This is a genomic window from Mesorhizobium sp. M0615, assembly GCF_040320805.1.
Lineage (GTDB): Bacteria > Pseudomonadota > Alphaproteobacteria > Rhizobiales > Rhizobiaceae > Mesorhizobium.
In genome coordinates this window covers 1-15,610 of sequence record NZ_JAMYQI010000008.1, presented here as the reverse complement: position 1 = coordinate 15,610, position 15,610 = coordinate 1, and the positions used below count along the sequence as shown (strand labels likewise).

Genomic DNA, 15,610 nt, shown 5'->3' with positions numbered 1-15,610 from the left:
GAGGCAGCAGGCAGCAGAATGTTTCCGGCGGCCTGATGCCTAGTCGCTTGGTTTTTCGCCTACTGCCTAATCCCTACTGCCTATTCCCTTACTGTACCATCATCCGCTGCTGGTCGCGCTTCTCAGCATAGCTGCCCTTGTCATAGGCGGCCTGCGCCTGCAGCTGCTCCTTGGTGAAGTTGGTGTAGAGATATTTGTTGCCGTCCTTGTCGGTCATGAATTTGAGCTTGTCCATGCCGACCGCGACCTCCTTGGCGCCGATGCCTAGAAAGCCGCCGACATCGATGATGACGGCATCCGGCTTGCTGTCGGGCGTGAGCACGACGTCGCCGATCTCGCCGACCTTGGCGTCGTTGGCGCCATAGACGGTGGTGCCCTTCAGGTCGTCGCCTCTGATGTTACCGACCGGCATTTCGGTCAATGTGGACTTGTCGATCGCTGCCGTTTGCGTCGGATCGGTGGCTTTTGTACCGGCCGGAGCTTCCGCGGTCTTGTCGGCTGGCTGAGCATTGTCAGCCGGTGCAACGGCCGCCGGGGCAGCGGGAGCAGTCGGCTGCGTCGCGTCGGAGGTTGTCGTCACGGGCGCCGGATCATAGGGCTTCCGGTCGAAATCAGGCTGCGCCTGCAGTTCCTCCTTGGTCGTCTGCGCCACCAGCCAGCGATCGCCGTTCTTTTCGGCCCACCGCGCCTTGGCGAAATCATAGGTGACGTTCTTTTCACCCATGCCGAGGAAGCCGCCGACGCCGATCACCAGCGACTGCGCCTTGCCATCCTTGGTCAGCACGATGTCGTTGACGTCGCCGATATTCTGGGCATCGTCGCCAGTGCCATTGTAGACATTCTCGCCGATGATGTTGGTTGCGAGATTGCCGTCAGCGCGTTTCACCGCCGGTTCTGACGGCGCGGCGTTGAGATCAACCGGCTTCTGCGGGTCGTTCTGCGCCGTGGAAGCAGGCGCCGAGGCCGGATCGTAGGGCTTACGGTCGAAGTCGGGCAGCGCCGTCAACGCTTCTTTCGTCGTCTCGGCGACGAGCCAGCGGTCACCATTCCTCTCGACCCATTGCAACTTGCCGTAGTCGAAGGCGACGTTCTTGCTGCCTATGCCGAGGAAGCCGCCAACGCCGATAATGGCGGATTTCGCCTGGCCGTTTTCATCGAGGACGACGTCGCTGACGTCACCGATCTTCTGCGCATCGTCGCCAGTGCCATTGTAGACGGACTCGCCGATGATATTGGTCATCAGCGCGCCGTCGGCCTGTTGCGGCGCCGGCGCGATGGTAGCAGGGGCTTCAGCCGGCGCTGGGGTCGTCGCCGGGGCCGTCGTTGACTGCGCAAACGCACCGGTAGCGATCAGCGTTGCGAGTGCAGTTGTCGCGAACAGTGTGCGGATCATGATTAAGTCTCCTCTTGCGTGATCTCATGCGCGCCGCAATCGGCAAACCACTTGCCGGGAGACCGAAGGCGGCGCCTCCAATGGGATCACAACGTTGTGACAAGGCGCTTGTTCCGAAAAAACGGGAGCATCGAAATACCCTGGGCAAGTCCGCGGAATCGCCCGACATTCCCGCCCGGCCGATGGAACCTTTGCCAAGCTTGCCCGTTTCAGCCTGCGGCTGGCATTCCGGCCGCTAAAAAGAATACGGAGTGGGGCATGCGATTTGCAGCGGTGCTGAACCGGGACGGCGGCACCTTGCGGACCACCGATCTTTCCGCGCTAACCGACCGGATGCGCCAGACGCTCGAGGCGGCTGGTCACTCCATCGAGATCGACATCGTCGCCGGCAAGGAGATTGTCGCGGCGCTCGACAAGGTCGCCGCGCGGCGCGACATCGACGTCGTGCTGGCCGGTGGCGGCGACGGCACCATTTCGGCCGCCGCGGGGCGGCTGATGAATGGCAAGAAGGCGCTGGCCGTCCTGCCTGCAGGAACCATGAACCTGTTCGCCCGCGGCCTTGGGATTCCGCAGACCATCGATGGCGCGCTGAAGTCCTTTGCTGACGGCGAGATCATGGCGGTCGATATCGCGAGCGCGAATGGCCGGCCGTTCGTGCATCAGTTCTCGATCGGCCTGCACGCCAGGATGGTGAAGCTGCGCGACAATATGGAATTCGCCTCGCGCCTGGGAAAGATTCGCGCCTCGGCCAAGGCCGCCTGGACGACGATCAACAATCCTCCCGCCATGAAGGTGACGTTGACGGTCGGCGAAGCCGAGATCGTGACCCGCATCAGCGGCATCGGCATTTCCAACAATCTGTTTGGCGAAGGCCATCTGCCTTATGCCGACAATCCTGCCGGCGGCGTGCTCGGCATCTATGTCACCGTGGCGCGGCAGCGTGGCGAGTTGGTCAGGGCCCTCTTCGACATGGCTCGCGGCAGGTGGCGCGACAGCGATCATGTCGAAACCCATCAGGCCGACAAGGCAATCGTGAAAATCCATACAGGGAGCAAGAAATTCGGTGCCGTCATCGACGGCGAACTGGTCAAGCTGGAGCGTGAAACGACAATCCAGATCCACCCTGGCGCACTGAACGTCCTGGTTCCGGCGCAAGCCGCCCAGGCGAAGGCCGCCTGATGCGATTACGAATGACGAGGAAAACCCTAGCCGCCCGACTGCCCCTCGCCGGCTGGCGCGCTCTGGTCGGCCGGCGCGGTCTGGCCGGTGGGCTGCCCCTGGCTTTCAGGGGTATCTGGATCGATCTTTTGGCCATAAATCTCGGCCGCTCCCCAAGCAATGAAAGCCAGGAGCAGCGCGGCGACCAATATGCGCAGGCCGTGCCAACCCCAGCGCCCCTGACGGGCTTTGTTTTCAGGGGCGATCTTGGTCATTGGCGGCGTTCCTGTCGCGCAACCGGCATGGTGGATAAAACCATCGCCGGCGAAACATGGTGGGGTAACGATTGCTTGCTACAAAAGTTCCGGCGCGCGACGGCCGCGCGAGATGCGCGCCACCACAGGTGGGGCCTGCAAGCGAGGGGGCTTGGTGGATAGCAAGGTGGCGAAGCAGGCTGGTTTGCCGGTTGAGGTCCGCCGCGCCGTGGCGTCGCCGGAGCGGCTTGCCGTACTGCACGGGCTTGACGCGATCGACACCGACTCCGATCCCGACTTCGATCGCATCACCGGCCTTGCCGCCGCCGTGATGCGGGCGCCGATCGCGCTCGTCACGCTGCTCGACACCGAACGACAGTGGTTCAAATCCTGTGTCGGCTTTAACGAGACCGAAACCGCGACCGACATATCGTTCTGCGCCCATACCATTGCCGCCGGCGACGAGCCGATGGTGGTGCCGGATGCCAGCATCGACCCTCGCTTCTCCCGCAATCCGCTGGTCACCGGCGAACACCATGTCCGCTTTTATGTCGGCGCGCCGATGGTGGTCGCCGGCGCGCGCGTCGGCACGGTGTGCGTACTCGACCGGGAGCCGCATGAATTTCCGTCCGCTGCCGCGCTCGATCATTTGAAATCGCTGGCCAGCCTCGCCGCCAGCCTGTTTACCCTCAAGGACGCCAACCGCAGCGGCGCCATTGCCACGGCTGCTTTGGCGCAGGAGGAAAAGCGCCGAGCCATAGCGCTCGACGCCGCCTCGCTCGCCAGTTGGGCCTGGGATATCCGCACCGACATGATCGAATGCGACGTGCGTTTGTCGGAGCTGTTCAACCTGCCGCGTTCGAACCGGCTGCGGGCGCGCGACATTCTGGCCGCCATCGACCCGCGCGACGTCTACCAGACCGAGACGCGCTTTCGCGATGCCCTGACCGGCAGCGACGACTATTTCGGCGAATACCGGGTCAAAGGCTTCGATCCGCCGCGCTGGATAGTCACCCGCGGCCGCGTCATCGAGCGCGACGGCGAAGGCAAGCCGACGCTTATCTTTGGCGTCAACTACGACATCTCGGAACGCAAGCTCGGCGAGGACCGGCAAAGGCTGCTGCTGCGCGAGCTCAACCATCGGGTCAAGAACACGCTGGCGACGGTGCAGGCGCTGGCGACGCAGACCGTTCGCCACGCTCGCCGCCCAAGCGAATTCCTGGAAGCCTTCGGCGCCAGGCTGCAGGCGCTGGGCGCTGCCCATAACCTGCTGTCGGATCGCGAGTGGCGCGGCATCGGTATTCGCGAACTGATGCAGATCGAGGTCAAGCCGTTCGATTCGGCAGAACGGCCGCGCATCGTGATCGCCGGTCCGGATCTGCTGCTTTCGCCCGACCAGGCGGTGGGGCTCGGTTTGATCATGCACGAACTGGCCAGCAACGCGCTGCAATACGGATCGCTGTCGGTTGGCTCGGGGAAGGTCGATGTCGACTGGAAGGCGGCGGGCAAGAAAGGCGCGCGCCGCCTTGTGCTGACCTGGAGCGAAAGCGGTGGGCCGAAAGTCGACCCGCCGGAACGCCAGGGCTTCGGCTCTATCCTGATCCGCCGCAGCCTCGCCAAGGTTTTGTCGAGCGAAGTGACCCACGAATTCCGCAGCGAAGGCGTGTTCGCCGAAATATCGATGCCGCTTGAAGATCTGCCGGCTTAAAGCGATTCCAGAAGTGCGAAGCGGTTTTCCCGGGAACAGCGTATCAGCGCGCGCGCTTTAGTCGGCTTCGCTGTCCGGATCGCCCCGGTCCGGCTTGATGTTCTCACGGTAGATGGCATAGGCCGCGAGCGCGATCATCGGGCCGAGAATGACGCCCTTCCCGCCTTTCCCCTTGAGCAAGGCCGGCAGCACGGCAAGCGCCGCGGTGATACCGAGCGCCTTCAGGTCGGCATTGCGCCTTCGCGCACGTCGGCGCGCACGCGTTCCAGCCGCAAGTTGATGAATGAGCACGATAAGCCCGGCCAGTACCAGGAAACCAGCCGCGAAGCCGAGACAGGCGGCCATCGAGCCATAACGGTCAGCCGCCCAGATGTAGGCCGCCCCCAGGAGAAACCCGAGGCCGCACAGGGCAGCGACGGCGGCGAACCCGTAGACGATTGCCGCCGTGCGCGCGCGGCGCATGGCGGCAATGGCTTCACCCGAGGCCAAGGCCGAGATAAGCGGTGCCAGCATGCCCATCTCTGTCGAAACTAGCGCCGGGCAAGAAGCGCAAACAGGAAGCCGACGCCGGCCGCGATCGCCAGTGAAGTAACCGGCTTCTCGCGCACATTGGCCGTGATCTGGGCCTCAAGATCCTTGGCGTTGCCACGCAGGCTGTCGAAGACGGCTTCACCCTGGGCGCGCAACTGGTCGACGCCTTCGGCAGCAGCGCGCCGCGCCGTGCCGTAACCATGTTCGCCGGTCTTGGCCAATTGCTTGGTCAACTTTTCGATATCCGCCTTCAACTGCCGAATGTCGGCTTCGAGGTCGGCGTTCGTCTGACTTTCGTTGGCGGTTTTTCCTGCGGCAGTTGCCATTCTAAACTCCTTGCGTTTGCTTGGCTTCAAACGCCCGACACACGTCATGGTTCCGAAACCGGAGACCGTATCCATGAAAGGGTGTTTGCAAGTGCGAGTCCAGCCCCAGTTGGAGGCCTGCCTGTCAGATCAGCGGCCGACGGCCTTCACTTAGGCCCTCCCAACGCGCGAGATTCTTCAGCCCCTCCCTGTCTATCACTTCGCAACCGCCGTCGCGCCAGGCGATCAGCTTGCGATCGATGAGCTTGCGGATCGTCTTGTTGGTGTGGACCAGCGACAGGCCGAGCGTATCGGCGACATGCTGCTGGGTAATCGGGATTTGCACCGGCGCTTTGCCGTTGAGCCCGACTATCGCCGCGCGGCTGGCGATGAAGGCAATGAGATAGGCGGTGCGCTCGACCGCCGTGCGCCGACCGACGCTGAGCAGGTTCTCGTCCAGCATGCGCTCCTCGCGCGACGCCAGCCAGGTAATGTCGTAAGCAAGGCCCGGATGGTTGCGGTAGAGCTCGTGCAGGTTTTCACGCTCGAAGACGCACAACAGCATGGGCGACAGCGCCTCGACCGAGTGCTGCATTTCGCCCATCAGGCTGCCCTGCAGCCCGATAAGATCGCCGGGCATGGAGTAGTTCAGGATCTGGCGCCTGCCGTCCGACAATAGTTTGTAGCGGAAGGCCCAGCCCGAAAGCACGGTGTAGAGATGAGCACTTTGGCTGCCTTCGACCAGCACTGTGGCGCCCTTGTCGACGGCCAGTTCGCCCTTCTTGAACATGCTGACATAGGCAAGCTCCTGCTTCTCGAATTCCCGGAACACCGGCAATGGCCGAAGCGGGCAGATCTCGCATGGGTACTGACGGCTGGAAAACGAACGACCATTCTGGCCAGACATTTCGATCCCTCTTTCGAAAGTCTCTTGCCAGAGACTGAGTGCTACGCCTTTGCAAGGCCGCGGTTCCGCTGCCGATGGCATGTCTTTTTTAAATGACAGGATGGCAAATAGCGATCATGACTCGCTACACTCCACTGAGGCGAATTCGAAGCTCGCTTGTGGAGTAGAGCCGGTGGGCGAACTTTTCGGATTAAGGCCTGACCGATCCCCCAAGGTCCGCGATGCGGTTGACTGGAGTCACTGTACCCGATGCTGCAAGAATTGAGGAGAGATTGCCAAGTGCCGCCATTGCTTGAGGGATTGCGAATTCTTGTCTTGGAGGATGAATTCCTGATCGCCATGGATGTCGAGCAGCTTTGCCGCGACCATGGCGCGAACGACGTAGTGATTGCCCGCGCTCTGGCCGAGATCGATGAGCAGAAGGTCGTTGGCGAGTTCGACGCCGCTATCGTGGACCTCATGCTGGGCGGAACGTCCACACTCGATTTCGCCGCGCGGCTGCGCCAATCGGGCCTGCCGTTTGTCTTTGCCTCCGGCTATTCGGACCCCGATGAGATCAAAGGGTCTTTTCCCGGCATCCGCCTGGTCACCAAGCCCTATTCGGGGACCGATCTCGTCGAGGCTCTGGCGGCGGCCTGCGGCCGCGCGCCAGTCTGAGATATCTTCGATGCGTATGTGTAGAGAGCCCAGGCCCGCAAACGGGGCCTCCGCCGTCAGGCAGCGTTTGAACCCGTCACCTGGGACGAGATCGCGTCCGGCCCGTATTCGTCTTCGCCGGAGATTTTGAGGATCTCCTGCAACCGCGTGCGGGCCCGGCTGACCCGGCTCTTGATCGTTCCGACCGCACAGCCGCAGATTTCGGCGGCCTCTTCATAGGAAAAGCCTGAAGCGCCGATGAGGATGATGGCTTCGCGCTGGTCCTCGGGGAGTTGCTCGAGCGCGCCGCGGAAATCCTTGAGGTCAAGCTGGCCGTGCTGAGCCGGATGAACGGCAAGCCTGGCCGTCATGATGCCGTCGCTGTCCTGCACCTCGCGGCCGCGCTTGCGCATCTGGGAATAGAACTCGTTGCGCAGGATGGTGAACAGCCATGCCTTGAGATTGGTGCCGGGCTGAAAGCTCTCATGCTTGTCCCAAGCCTTGACCAGCGTCTCCTGCACCAGATCGTCGGCCTTGTCGGCATTCTGCGTCAGCGACACGGCAAAAGCCCGCAGGCTCGGGATCGAGCCGAGCAGGTCGGTCTTGAACCCTTGTGAGACAGCTGCCATGCCTCAGTCCTTCTTCTGTGCGGGTTCGGCCTTTTCCAGTTGGCTGAGCAACTGGGCAAAGCGATCCGGCACATTGTCCGAGACCAGCTCGTCATAATACTGTTTGAGTTTACGGCCAATTTCCGAATTCGCCCCGAGCGGGTCGCCGGAATTGGCCCGGCGCCTGTCAGCGGCGCCAGCCAGCGTTTCTTTATTCATGTCCTTCATTTCGCCCTTAAATCCAGCGCCCCGAGCCGCCCCATTACACAACGTAAAGCGGCCCCCTCGTCTGGTTGCCCATCGCACCACAAACGTCGCCCGTGCAGTTTCGTTCCACAAGTGTCGGAACTTTTTCGCAAAACCCGCGTTTGGGTGTTGGGGCTTGCAATCAGCTTGACCTGCAATCTATGCAATCACGTCATCTGAGGGAGACGTCTACCATGAGCCTTTCCGCAACCATCGCTCCGCACCTGCCGTTCCTGCGCCGCTTTTCACGCGCCGTATCCGGATCGCAGGAGAGTGGCGATGCGCTGGTAGCCGCGATGCTCGAAGCCATCATCGCCGACGTCGACATCTTCCCGCAAGCGTCAAGCGACCGCATCGCGCTCTACAAGGTATTCGCCAAACTGTTCACCTCCATTGCCATCCGCGTTCCGCAGGAGCAGGCGCAATCGGCATGGGAGCAGCGCGCCGCCGCCAATCTGAACGCCATTGCGCCACGGCCACGCCAGGCTTTCCTGCTGGTCGCGGTCGAAGGCTTCGGTGAAGACGAGGCAGCTGAAATTCTCGATGTCGACGCCAAGGAATTCTCCGAACTGCTTGCCCAGGCGAGCAACGAGATCTCTCGCCAGGTGGCGACCGATGTGCTGATCATCGAGGACGAGCCGCTGATCGCCATGGACATCGAGGAAATGGTCGAGAGCCTCGGCCACCACGTGGTCGGAACCGCGCGCACCCATACCGAGGCGGTGGCGATGTTCGGCAAGACAAGGCCGAAGATGGTGCTGGCCGACATTCAGCTTGCCGATGGCAGCTCGGGTATCGATGCGGTCAACGAAATCCTGTCGTCGACTTCGGTGCCGGTAATCTTCATCACCGCCTTCCCCGAACGTCTGCTGACCGGCGAGCGGCCTGAACCGGCCTTCCTCGTCACCAAGCCGTTCAATCCCGACATGGTCAAGGCGCTGATCAGCCAAGCGCTGTTCTTCGACCGGCAGGCCAAGGCCGCCGCGTGAAGTAGGGCCTTCAATCTCCAACTTTTCGCCGCCTCGCAGCGTTGGCGGCACTGGCGATGCCTAACCGGGCGATCGGCGGCTGCCCGTCGCGCCGTATGGCGCTCACGCGCGCGAATCAATTCGCGTGCGGGCCTCTTCCAAAGACCTTCTTTTTCGGCAAATGGTGGAACAAACAGCAATCACTCACGTTCTTGATCCAGGATCGGAAGGAGACAGATCATGCTCTACTGGGCGCTCGTATTTCTCGTCGTGGCGATCATCGCCGGCGCGCTTGGTTTCGGCGGCATCGCCGGTACCTCGGCCGGTATCGCGCAAATATTGTTCTTCATCTTTCTCGCCTTCCTCGTCATTTCGCTTCTGGCCGGCCTGTTCAGACGGGCATCGTAGGAGCGGACGAACACTGGAAGCCGCACCCCTCAAACGGTTTCCAGCCACCGCCGGGCGATGTCCTCCAACGGGACATCGTCCGGCGGACCTTTTCTGGGGACCTACTCAGGAACTGAGTCCAAGTGAATCGTTCGGTCCTGATCAGGTGGACAGGTGATTGATGCGTTCCATTGGCGGAGGCGAGAGCGGACAGGGCGACGAGGTGATCGCACTGCACCCGGCTGAAAGCGGAATGCAGCTTGGCCGCGCCTTGCTTCACGCTCTGCACAATGCCGGCATTTCCGTCCTCTATCAGGATCGTGAATTGAAGACTGTATGGGCCCGCAACATGCGTGCGCCGTGGGTTTCCGACACAGCCGACAGCAACGGCGCGTTGCCACCGGCGCAAGCTGAGCAAATCGCCGCCGCCAAAAGCAATGTGATCGCTTCCGGCAATCCGGAACGCCTTGAACTGAGTGTTCCCACCGGTGATGGCATGCGCTGGTTCCAGGTATGGGTCGATGCCGATCGGGGCCATCGCGGCGACGTGCAGGGCGTCGTCACCACGATGGTGGAAACCACCGAGCAGAAACGCCGCGAACAGACGCTGAAGACGCTGTTGCGCGAAGTCAGCCACCGCTCCAAGAACCTGTTGGCCATCATCCAGAGTATTGCCACCCAGACCGGCCGCTATTCCGAGACACCCGACGATTTCCTGAAGCGCTTTCGCGGCCGCCTGCAGTCACTGGCTTCCTCCCAGGATCTGGTAACGTCGTCGAACTGGCGGGGTGCAGCACTTCGCGAGCTTATCCGCGGCCAGGTCGTTCGCTACGGCGCCGATCCCGCGCAGAGCCTGCGCTTCAATGGCGTCAACCCCTACCTCAATCCCAACGCGGCCATTCATATTGGACTGGCAATGCACGAACTCGCCGTCAATTCATTCAGCTACGGCGCCCTGGCGCGGCCGGACGGCTTTGTCGAGGTAACCGCCGATCTGTCGAACGTCGCAGAGGCCGCAGACAAGCCGGCTTTGTCGCTGACCTGGGTCGAGGCCATTGTCGCCAATGATAACAGGCGCACCGAGAAACGCTTCGGCAGCGTTGCCCTCGAACGTGTCGTACCGGCATCGCTGAACGGCACGGCGACGCTGGAGATCACCAGTGACCGCCTCGAATATCGCCTCGTCGTTCCGCACGGCAATTTCGAAACCGAATGAGCGGCGGGATTCCTTAACCGGCTGTTCACCATAAAATCCGATGGTGTGGTTCCCAGAGATTGCTGGATCTTGACCGATTCAACCGATGTTTCGGCCGCAGCCTGCAACGCGAGTATGGGAGGAATGATCATGACGGTTGCCGATATGAACAGGCTGGAGCAGGCCGCCCGGGTGTCGATGAGCGGCTTTCAGGATCCTGACGCTTCAGCCTCGCCTTTGCAGCACGCCTGGCATCCCTTGCTTCGCGTCGCCGCTGTCGCGCTCGTCGCCGCTGCTGTGCTGATCGTCGCGTCGCAATTGGTCTGAGCCAGATGCTCAGGTTCACGCTGCTCCCAAGCAGCCTGGCTCAGAAGCTGTCCAGCTCGTAGCCGACCAATTATTAACGCCCCTTTCGGCACAGGAACTTTGACGGCTGTGGACCGTTCCTATGGCGAGAGGACGTGTCGCCGTGGAACACATCGCCGCTTTGCTTTTGGTAATTGGCTGTTCGAACAACATGACCGAATGCCGTGAACTGCCGGTGCCGGTCAGTGTTTTCGAAACCGCCGAAGCATGCACGGCAGAACGTCCATTCGCTGCCGGCGACGTGCAGGGTCAGGCCGAGCACGTCGTTGCCAAATGTCTTACGGTCGACCCCGCGCTGGAAGATGATTACGACCAGATCGTCTGGAACGTGCGCCCGGACGGCACCCTCGACGCGTCTTTGCAGATTTCCAGTGTCGTGGTCGCGTCGAACGCCACGCGCCGCGAAAAAGACTCTCTTAGCCAACAATAAGATCGAGCGGGCAAAGGCTGCTGTTTCGTGCTAAATAGCGGCTGGAGCTTACTAAAGTGAGGACAAAAGTGAGGAGAGATTCTATGCGGAAATTGATTATTGCCATGGTTGCGGTGGTCGCCGTCAGCGGCTGCAGCACGACCGAGCAGGATGTCGGTGTCGGCGCCGGTGTCGGTGCTTTGGCCGGCGGACTGATCGGCGGCGGCAAGGGTGCGCTGATCGGCGCAGCCGTTGGCGCCGGTTCCGGCCTGCTGGTGCGCAACCTGCGCAACGGCTATTGCCAGTATCGCGACAATCGCGGCCGGCTCTACACCGCTCGCTGCTGATCCGCTTCAAAAGCGTCAGACAATCGCGACGGAGACCGGTCAGCCGGTCTCCGTTTGTTTGCCTGCATGAGGCGGCGGGATCCTGATTTCCACCGTAAGCCCATCGACGCGAAAATCTCGGGCAATCGTGCCGCGCAATTCCTGCGTGACATTGAGGTCGATCAGCTTGGTGCCGAAGCCGGTCTTCGCCGGCGCTTCGAGTTCCTTCTGCCCGGCCTCGCGCCAGTTCAGAACCAGCATCCGCTCGGACCCGCGCCCCTCGAACGACCAGTCGACCTTCAGCGCACCCACGGAATTGCCGGCCTCGCCATATTTCAGCGCATTCGTCGCCAGCTCGTGAAAGGTCAGGCCAAGCGCCTGCGTCGTCCTCTCGTCGAGAAGCACCTGAGGCCCTGACAATATCCCTTCCGGAAGCTCCTTGCCGAACACCTGGCCGAGCTCGATGCGCAGCAGGTCGCCAAGATCGGCCTTCTGCCAGCGCGAACGCGTCAGCATATCCTGGGAAGCCGCCATTGCCTGGAGGCGGGCCGAGAAGGAAGTTGAGAACTCCTTCACGTCGGTTGCTTGCGCTGCCGTCTGGCGCGCAATCGCCAGCACCCGCGTGATTGAATTCTTGATCCGATGCTTCATCTCCTGCAGCATCAAATCCTTTTCGAGCAGGCTTTTTTCCGTCGTTTCATGCAGCAGCGACTTGGCGTCGTAGGCGCGCTCCTGGTAGCGGGCCACCAACGCGATGGCGCCGGCCAGAAGCAGGCCGAACAGCCCGAGCATGACCGGAATGGCGCGCGAGGACGGTTGCGAAAATGCACTTGTCGGCCGAAACAGCACCGTCCACGGCCGACCGGCGACGATGATCTTGCGCGTCACCAACAGCATGTCGCCAAAGCTCGCGGCCGGCGGCGTTTCGGACTGGAACAGAAGATTGTCGGCGTCCGCCGTGCCGTCATAGACCGCGGTGTTGACCGGCAGCAAAGGCGTGCGGCTGAGCGCGGTCTGGAACAGGTCGCGGGCGCGGAAGGCCGCGTAGAGAAGGCCTGATGTCGATGATCTGGACGCATTGATACCATCCGGCGCGGTTTCGACATTGAGCCTGACGAAGACCAGGAAACCGGTAAAGGTCTGCGCCGCGCCAGTGTCCTGGCCGAGCTGGACCAGACCGCTTGCGTGCTGTGCGTCATCGGCCATCGCTTTTTCGATCGCCTCGCGCCGCACCGGCTCGGTGAACATGTCGTAGCCGATGGTGGATTCGTTGGCAGGGTCGAGCGGCTCGAACAGCACGACGGGCGTGCGCCATGGCTGTGTCGTGTCCGGATAGACCGTGTGGGCGGCGCCGCGGTCGCGCAACATGTCGCGCTCGACCGCCGCTTCGTCACCGGTCTTGGCCAGCCTGAGATAGCCGATGCCGCGCAGGCCGGCGAAATTGTTATCGACATCGAGGGCGCTGAAGAAGGCCTTGAATTCGCTACCTGAAATCTCGCCATTGCGGGCGTCGAACAGCGCCTGCGTCGAGCGCAGCAGTGACAGATGCAGATCGATACGGCTTTCGATGCGGTTGAGCGCGTCGTCGGCCGTCGCCTCGAACTTGATGCGCGCCGCTTCCTGGGTCGCGAAATAGGCGAAGCCCGCCATCGTCAGGCTGATCAGTGCAACGGCAATGAAGGCAAGGATCGGGAAAAACTTCTTCAACGCAGGCCCATGGACGGTTCGGGACCTTTATGGGCAAGTCGCCGCGGCAAGACAATGGCGCGGCCAAGCCATAATGACAGCTGGCATGTCATGCATATTTAGCCGGCTTATCGATCTCGAGCATCAGTGAACATGACAGCTGACGATAGCGTGGTCTCAGGCCGCGATCTTCAGCGCACCCGGACCGGGAATGGCGCCGGGCGGGCACTTTCCCAGGATGATCATGCCGAGCACTTCGTCCTGCGTCACATCGGTGGTGAGCGCGGTGCCGACGACCTGGCCGTTCTTCATTACGCAGACCCGGTCGGCAAGCTCGAACACGTCGTGAATGTCGTGGCTGATCAGGAAAATGCCGATGCCGTCGGCCTTGAGCTGCTTTACCAGTTCGCCGACCTGCGCCGTCTCCTGCGGCCCAAGCGCGGCCGTCGGTTCGTCCATGATCAGGATGCGGGCGTTGAACAGGATGGCGCGTGCGATCGCCACCGACTGGCGCTGGCCGCCCGATAGCTTGATCACGGGCTCCTTGAAGCGCTGGAAGCGCGGATTGAGCCGGCCCATCACCTTGCGCGCCTCGGCCTCCATGGCGACATCGTCGAGTGTCCCCCACGCGGTCATCAGTTCGCGGCCGAGGAAGAGGTTGGCGGCAGCGTCGACATTGTCGGCCAGCGCAAGCGTCTGGTAGATCGTTTCGATGCCGTATTTCTTGGCGTCGCGCGGATTGGAGATCGAGGCCTCCTGGCCGTTGACCAAGATCTGGCCGGCATCGCGCTTGTAGGCGCCCGACAGGATCTTGATCAGCGTCGACTTACCGGCGCCGTTGTGGCCAAGCAGCGCCACCACTTCGCCCGGGAAAAGATCGATGGACGCATCGTCGACGGCGCGAATGCCACCGAACGCGATCGAGATGTTGCGCATGTCGATCAGTGGCGTACCGGTGGGAGCAGTTTTTTCCATAATCGTTCCTCCCTAGACGCGCTTGCGGTAGACGGTGTCGAGCCAGACGGCGATGACCAGGACAGCGCCAACGACAATGCTCTGCAGCGGCGAGTCGATGCCGAGCAGCACCATGCCGGATTGCAGCGACTGCATCAGTAGCGCGCCGAGCATGGCGCCCATCACCGTTCCGGCGCCGCCCGCGAGCGACGTGCCGCCGATGACAGCGGCCGCGATCACCAAAAGCTCGTCCAGTGTGCCCAGCGCATTGGTTGACGCATTGAGACGGGCCGACGAGATCGCCGCGCTGATTGCAGCCAGCACACCCATGATCATGAACACCTTCATGGTCACCCAGCGCGTGTTGATGCCGGCGAGTTCCGCTGCCTCCGGATTGCCCCCGATGGCGAAGACATAGCGGCCGAAACGCGTGCGCTTGGTGATGAACGTCATGATGATGCCGACAATCACCGCCATCAGCACCGGTATGGCGATGCCATGCGCGATGAACAGCCCGCCTTCGGGAACGGTGATGCCGTTCTGCTGTGCGTACTGGCGCACGATGCCGATCGGCCATGGATAGGAATTGGCGATCCACACGGCGCCGAGGATGGCCGCGCAAGTGACCACGCCAAGCAAGGTCTCGGCCCAGACGGGGCGCAGTGGAAAGCTGAAGCGCTTGCGCTGTGAGCGACCGTTGAGCAGCGCGAAGGCGACCGCCGCGCAGGCGACGATGCCGACGATCCAGCTGGCAGCGGCGCCAATCGAGCCGCGTGGTCCGCCGCCCATCAGCTGGAAGGTGGCGTCGAGTGGCGCGACCGTGCGCCCGCTGGTGATGAGCCATGCCATGCCACGCCAGACCAGCAGGCCACCAAGCGTCACGATGAAGGCCGGAACCTGCATATAGGCGATGATGAAGCCCTGGAACGCGCCGATCAGCAGACCAAGCACCACGCCGGCGGCAAGCGCGACGACCCAGAGCCAGGGGTTTCCAAGCTGGAAGCCGATGACGCGAATCAGGAATTCGGCCTGTGCCACGCCCATGATCATGCCGATCACGCCTTCGACGGAGCCCACCGAAAGGTCGATGTTGCGCATGACGATGACCAGTACCATGCCGGTCGCCATGATCGCGACCGAGGACGTCTGCACCGACAGGTTCCAAAGATTGCGCGGCGTCAGGAAAAGCCCACCCGACAGGATATGTATGCCGACCCAGATGACCAGCAGCGCGCCGACCATGCCGAGCATGCGCGTGTCGAGCTCGGTCGCTTTCAGGAACCGGGCGACCGCGCCGAGTTCAGACGCTCGTGCCGTATCGGCCTGCGGATTTGAGGTCGTGTCGGTCATGATGTCCTCCAGCGGCTTGCCGTCTGGCGCGGATGCCGGACCACAGCCTAGAAGTTTGCCGCCGATGGCGGAAACACACAATTCTCGTAGAGAAAACGCCCCCGGGTTTAACCCCCCGCGGCCCCATTTTTTAATCTGGGGGGAAGAAGTTTACACCCCGGCACGGGACGCGGCGGCCCCAGTGGCACCGGTGGACATGGGTGTTTAAAACAAAAACCCCGCC

At 62.2% G+C, this 15,610-nt stretch carries 19 protein-coding genes; 9 read left to right on the top strand and 10 right to left on the bottom strand.

Annotation, left to right across the window (positions count from 1 at the left end):
- Positions 1-88: 88 nt before the first annotated feature.
- Positions 89-1,393, bottom strand: a complete 1,305-nt coding sequence (locus NKI46_RS15260) for a PRC-barrel domain-containing protein (RefSeq protein WP_352746807.1) — start codon at positions 1,391-1,393, stop codon at positions 89-91.
- Positions 1,394-1,651: 258 nt separating this feature from the next.
- On the opposite strand from NKI46_RS15260, the gene NKI46_RS15255 reads away from it, so the two are divergent.
- Positions 1,652-2,572 carry a diacylglycerol/lipid kinase family protein gene (locus tag NKI46_RS15255; protein ID WP_023670088.1) on the top strand — a complete coding sequence of 307 codons (921 nt, stop codon included), beginning with the start codon at positions 1,652-1,654 and terminating at the stop codon, positions 2,570-2,572.
- A gap of 26 nt (positions 2,573-2,598) precedes the next feature.
- Here the strand turns inward: NKI46_RS15255 and NKI46_RS15250 are convergent, their stop codons facing one another.
- Positions 2,599-2,826, bottom strand: coding sequence for a hypothetical protein (locus NKI46_RS15250; protein WP_023693688.1), 228 nt, complete (start codon positions 2,824-2,826; stop codon positions 2,599-2,601).
- Positions 2,827-2,938: 112 nt separating this feature from the next.
- Between NKI46_RS15250 and NKI46_RS15245 the strand changes: the two genes are divergently transcribed.
- Positions 2,939-4,513, top strand: coding sequence for a sensor histidine kinase (locus tag NKI46_RS15245; RefSeq protein ID WP_502896818.1), 1,575 nt, complete (start codon positions 2,939-2,941; stop codon positions 4,511-4,513).
- Positions 4,514-4,570: 57 nt separating this feature from the next.
- Here NKI46_RS15245 and NKI46_RS15240 read toward each other — a convergent pair whose 3' ends face one another.
- The 3 genes from NKI46_RS15240 to NKI46_RS15230 form a co-directional block, all read right to left on the bottom strand.
- Complete coding sequence (locus NKI46_RS15240; RefSeq protein ID WP_023737406.1) at positions 4,571-5,032, bottom strand: hypothetical protein; 462 nt, start codon at positions 5,030-5,032, stop codon at positions 4,571-4,573.
- Positions 5,033-5,043: 11 nt separating this feature from the next.
- A complete protein-coding gene (locus tag NKI46_RS15235; protein WP_023670092.1) occupies positions 5,044-5,370 on the bottom strand; it encodes an ElaB/YgaM/YqjD family protein in 327 nt (108 codons plus the stop codon).
- 124 nt (positions 5,371-5,494) lie between these two features.
- A complete protein-coding gene (locus NKI46_RS15230) occupies positions 5,495-6,256 on the bottom strand; it encodes a Crp/Fnr family transcriptional regulator (protein ID WP_023737405.1) in 762 nt (253 codons plus the stop codon).
- Between the two features lie 279 nt (positions 6,257-6,535).
- On the opposite strand from NKI46_RS15230, the gene NKI46_RS15225 reads away from it, so the two are divergent.
- A complete protein-coding gene (locus tag NKI46_RS15225; RefSeq protein ID WP_023670094.1) occupies positions 6,536-6,913 on the top strand; it encodes a response regulator in 378 nt (125 codons plus the stop codon).
- Positions 6,914-6,969: 56 nt separating this feature from the next.
- Here the strand turns inward: NKI46_RS15225 and NKI46_RS15220 are convergent, their stop codons facing one another.
- Both NKI46_RS15220 and NKI46_RS15215 read right to left on the bottom strand, forming a co-directional pair.
- On the bottom strand, positions 6,970-7,521 hold the full coding sequence (locus tag NKI46_RS15220) for a sigma-70 family RNA polymerase sigma factor (protein ID WP_023670095.1): 552 nt from the start codon (positions 7,519-7,521) through the stop codon (positions 6,970-6,972).
- Positions 7,522-7,524: 3 nt separating this feature from the next.
- On the bottom strand, positions 7,525-7,728 hold the full coding sequence (locus tag NKI46_RS15215; RefSeq protein ID WP_023670096.1) for a NepR family anti-sigma factor: 204 nt from the start codon (positions 7,726-7,728) through the stop codon (positions 7,525-7,527).
- 212 nt (positions 7,729-7,940) lie between these two features.
- Here NKI46_RS15215 and NKI46_RS15210 point away from each other — a divergent pair, with 212 nt between their 5' ends.
- The 6 genes from NKI46_RS15210 to NKI46_RS15185 all read left to right on the top strand — a co-directional run bounded on the left by NKI46_RS15210 (position 7,941) and on the right by NKI46_RS15185 (position 11,418).
- Positions 7,941-8,735, top strand: a complete 795-nt coding sequence (locus NKI46_RS15210; RefSeq protein WP_023670097.1) for a response regulator — start codon at positions 7,941-7,943, stop codon at positions 8,733-8,735.
- 219 nt (positions 8,736-8,954) lie between these two features.
- Positions 8,955-9,122: a DUF1328 domain-containing protein gene (locus NKI46_RS15205; RefSeq protein ID WP_023670098.1), complete on the top strand. Its 168-nt coding sequence runs from the start codon at positions 8,955-8,957 to the stop codon at positions 9,120-9,122.
- Between the two features lie 160 nt (positions 9,123-9,282).
- The gene (locus tag NKI46_RS15200; protein ID WP_023670099.1) at positions 9,283-10,317 is read left to right on the top strand and encodes a sensor histidine kinase; all 1,035 of its coding nucleotides are present in this window, start codon (positions 9,283-9,285) and stop codon (positions 10,315-10,317) included.
- Between the two features lie 129 nt (positions 10,318-10,446).
- A complete protein-coding gene (locus tag NKI46_RS15195) occupies positions 10,447-10,623 on the top strand; it encodes a hypothetical protein (RefSeq protein ID WP_352746802.1) in 177 nt (58 codons plus the stop codon).
- Between the two features lie 142 nt (positions 10,624-10,765).
- Entirely contained in the window at positions 10,766-11,092 is a 327-nt protein-coding gene (locus NKI46_RS15190; protein ID WP_023670101.1) for a hypothetical protein, read from the top strand.
- Between the two features lie 83 nt (positions 11,093-11,175).
- The gene (locus NKI46_RS15185; RefSeq protein ID WP_023670102.1) at positions 11,176-11,418 is read left to right on the top strand and encodes a YMGG-like glycine zipper-containing protein; all 243 of its coding nucleotides are present in this window, start codon (positions 11,176-11,178) and stop codon (positions 11,416-11,418) included.
- A 39-nt stretch (positions 11,419-11,457) separates the two neighbouring features.
- On the opposite strand, the gene NKI46_RS15180 is transcribed toward NKI46_RS15185, so the two are convergent.
- The 3 genes from NKI46_RS15180 to NKI46_RS15170 all read right to left on the bottom strand — a co-directional run bounded on the left by NKI46_RS15180 (position 11,458) and on the right by NKI46_RS15170 (position 15,387).
- A complete protein-coding gene (locus tag NKI46_RS15180) occupies positions 11,458-13,104 on the bottom strand; it encodes a CHASE domain-containing protein (RefSeq protein WP_352746799.1) in 1,647 nt (548 codons plus the stop codon).
- A gap of 156 nt (positions 13,105-13,260) precedes the next feature.
- Positions 13,261-14,058: an ATP-binding cassette domain-containing protein gene (locus NKI46_RS15175; RefSeq protein WP_023683966.1), complete on the bottom strand. Its 798-nt coding sequence runs from the start codon at positions 14,056-14,058 to the stop codon at positions 13,261-13,263.
- Positions 14,059-14,070: 12 nt separating this feature from the next.
- On the bottom strand, positions 14,071-15,387 hold the full coding sequence (locus tag NKI46_RS15170; RefSeq protein WP_023683967.1) for a sugar ABC transporter permease: 1,317 nt from the start codon (positions 15,385-15,387) through the stop codon (positions 14,071-14,073).
- Positions 15,388-15,610 lie beyond the last annotated feature (223 nt).

Coding starts and splice junctions, on each gene's coding strand:
- NKI46_RS15260 (WP_352746807.1), bottom strand. CDS start 1,393: ATGATCCGCACACTGTTCGCGACAACTGCACTCGCAACGCTGATCGCT.
- NKI46_RS15255 (WP_023670088.1), top strand. CDS start 1,652: ATGCGATTTGCAGCGGTGCTGAACCGGGACGGCGGCACCTTGCGGACC.
- NKI46_RS15250 (WP_023693688.1), bottom strand. CDS start 2,826: ATGACCAAGATCGCCCCTGAAAACAAAGCCCGTCAGGGGCGCTGGGGT.
- NKI46_RS15245 (WP_502896818.1), top strand. CDS start 2,939: ATGCGCGCCACCACAGGTGGGGCCTGCAAGCGAGGGGGCTTGGTGGAT.
- NKI46_RS15240 (WP_023737406.1), bottom strand. CDS start 5,032: ATGGGCATGCTGGCACCGCTTATCTCGGCCTTGGCCTCGGGTGAAGCC.
- NKI46_RS15235 (WP_023670092.1), bottom strand. CDS start 5,370: ATGGCAACTGCCGCAGGAAAAACCGCCAACGAAAGTCAGACGAACGCC.
- NKI46_RS15230 (WP_023737405.1), bottom strand. CDS start 6,256: ATGTCTGGCCAGAATGGTCGTTCGTTTTCCAGCCGTCAGTACCCATGC.
- NKI46_RS15220 (WP_023670095.1), bottom strand. CDS start 7,521: ATGGCAGCTGTCTCACAAGGGTTCAAGACCGACCTGCTCGGCTCGATC.
- NKI46_RS15215 (WP_023670096.1), bottom strand. CDS start 7,728: ATGAAGGACATGAATAAAGAAACGCTGGCTGGCGCCGCTGACAGGCGC.
- NKI46_RS15210 (WP_023670097.1), top strand. CDS start 7,941: ATGAGCCTTTCCGCAACCATCGCTCCGCACCTGCCGTTCCTGCGCCGC.
- NKI46_RS15205 (WP_023670098.1), top strand. CDS start 8,955: ATGCTCTACTGGGCGCTCGTATTTCTCGTCGTGGCGATCATCGCCGGC.
- NKI46_RS15200 (WP_023670099.1), top strand. CDS start 9,283: ATGCGTTCCATTGGCGGAGGCGAGAGCGGACAGGGCGACGAGGTGATC.
- NKI46_RS15195 (WP_352746802.1), top strand. CDS start 10,447: ATGACGGTTGCCGATATGAACAGGCTGGAGCAGGCCGCCCGGGTGTCG.
- NKI46_RS15185 (WP_023670102.1), top strand. CDS start 11,176: ATGCGGAAATTGATTATTGCCATGGTTGCGGTGGTCGCCGTCAGCGGC.
- NKI46_RS15175 (WP_023683966.1), bottom strand. CDS start 14,058: ATGGAAAAAACTGCTCCCACCGGTACGCCACTGATCGACATGCGCAAC.
- NKI46_RS15170 (WP_023683967.1), bottom strand. CDS start 15,387: ATGACCGACACGACCTCAAATCCGCAGGCCGATACGGCACGAGCGTCT.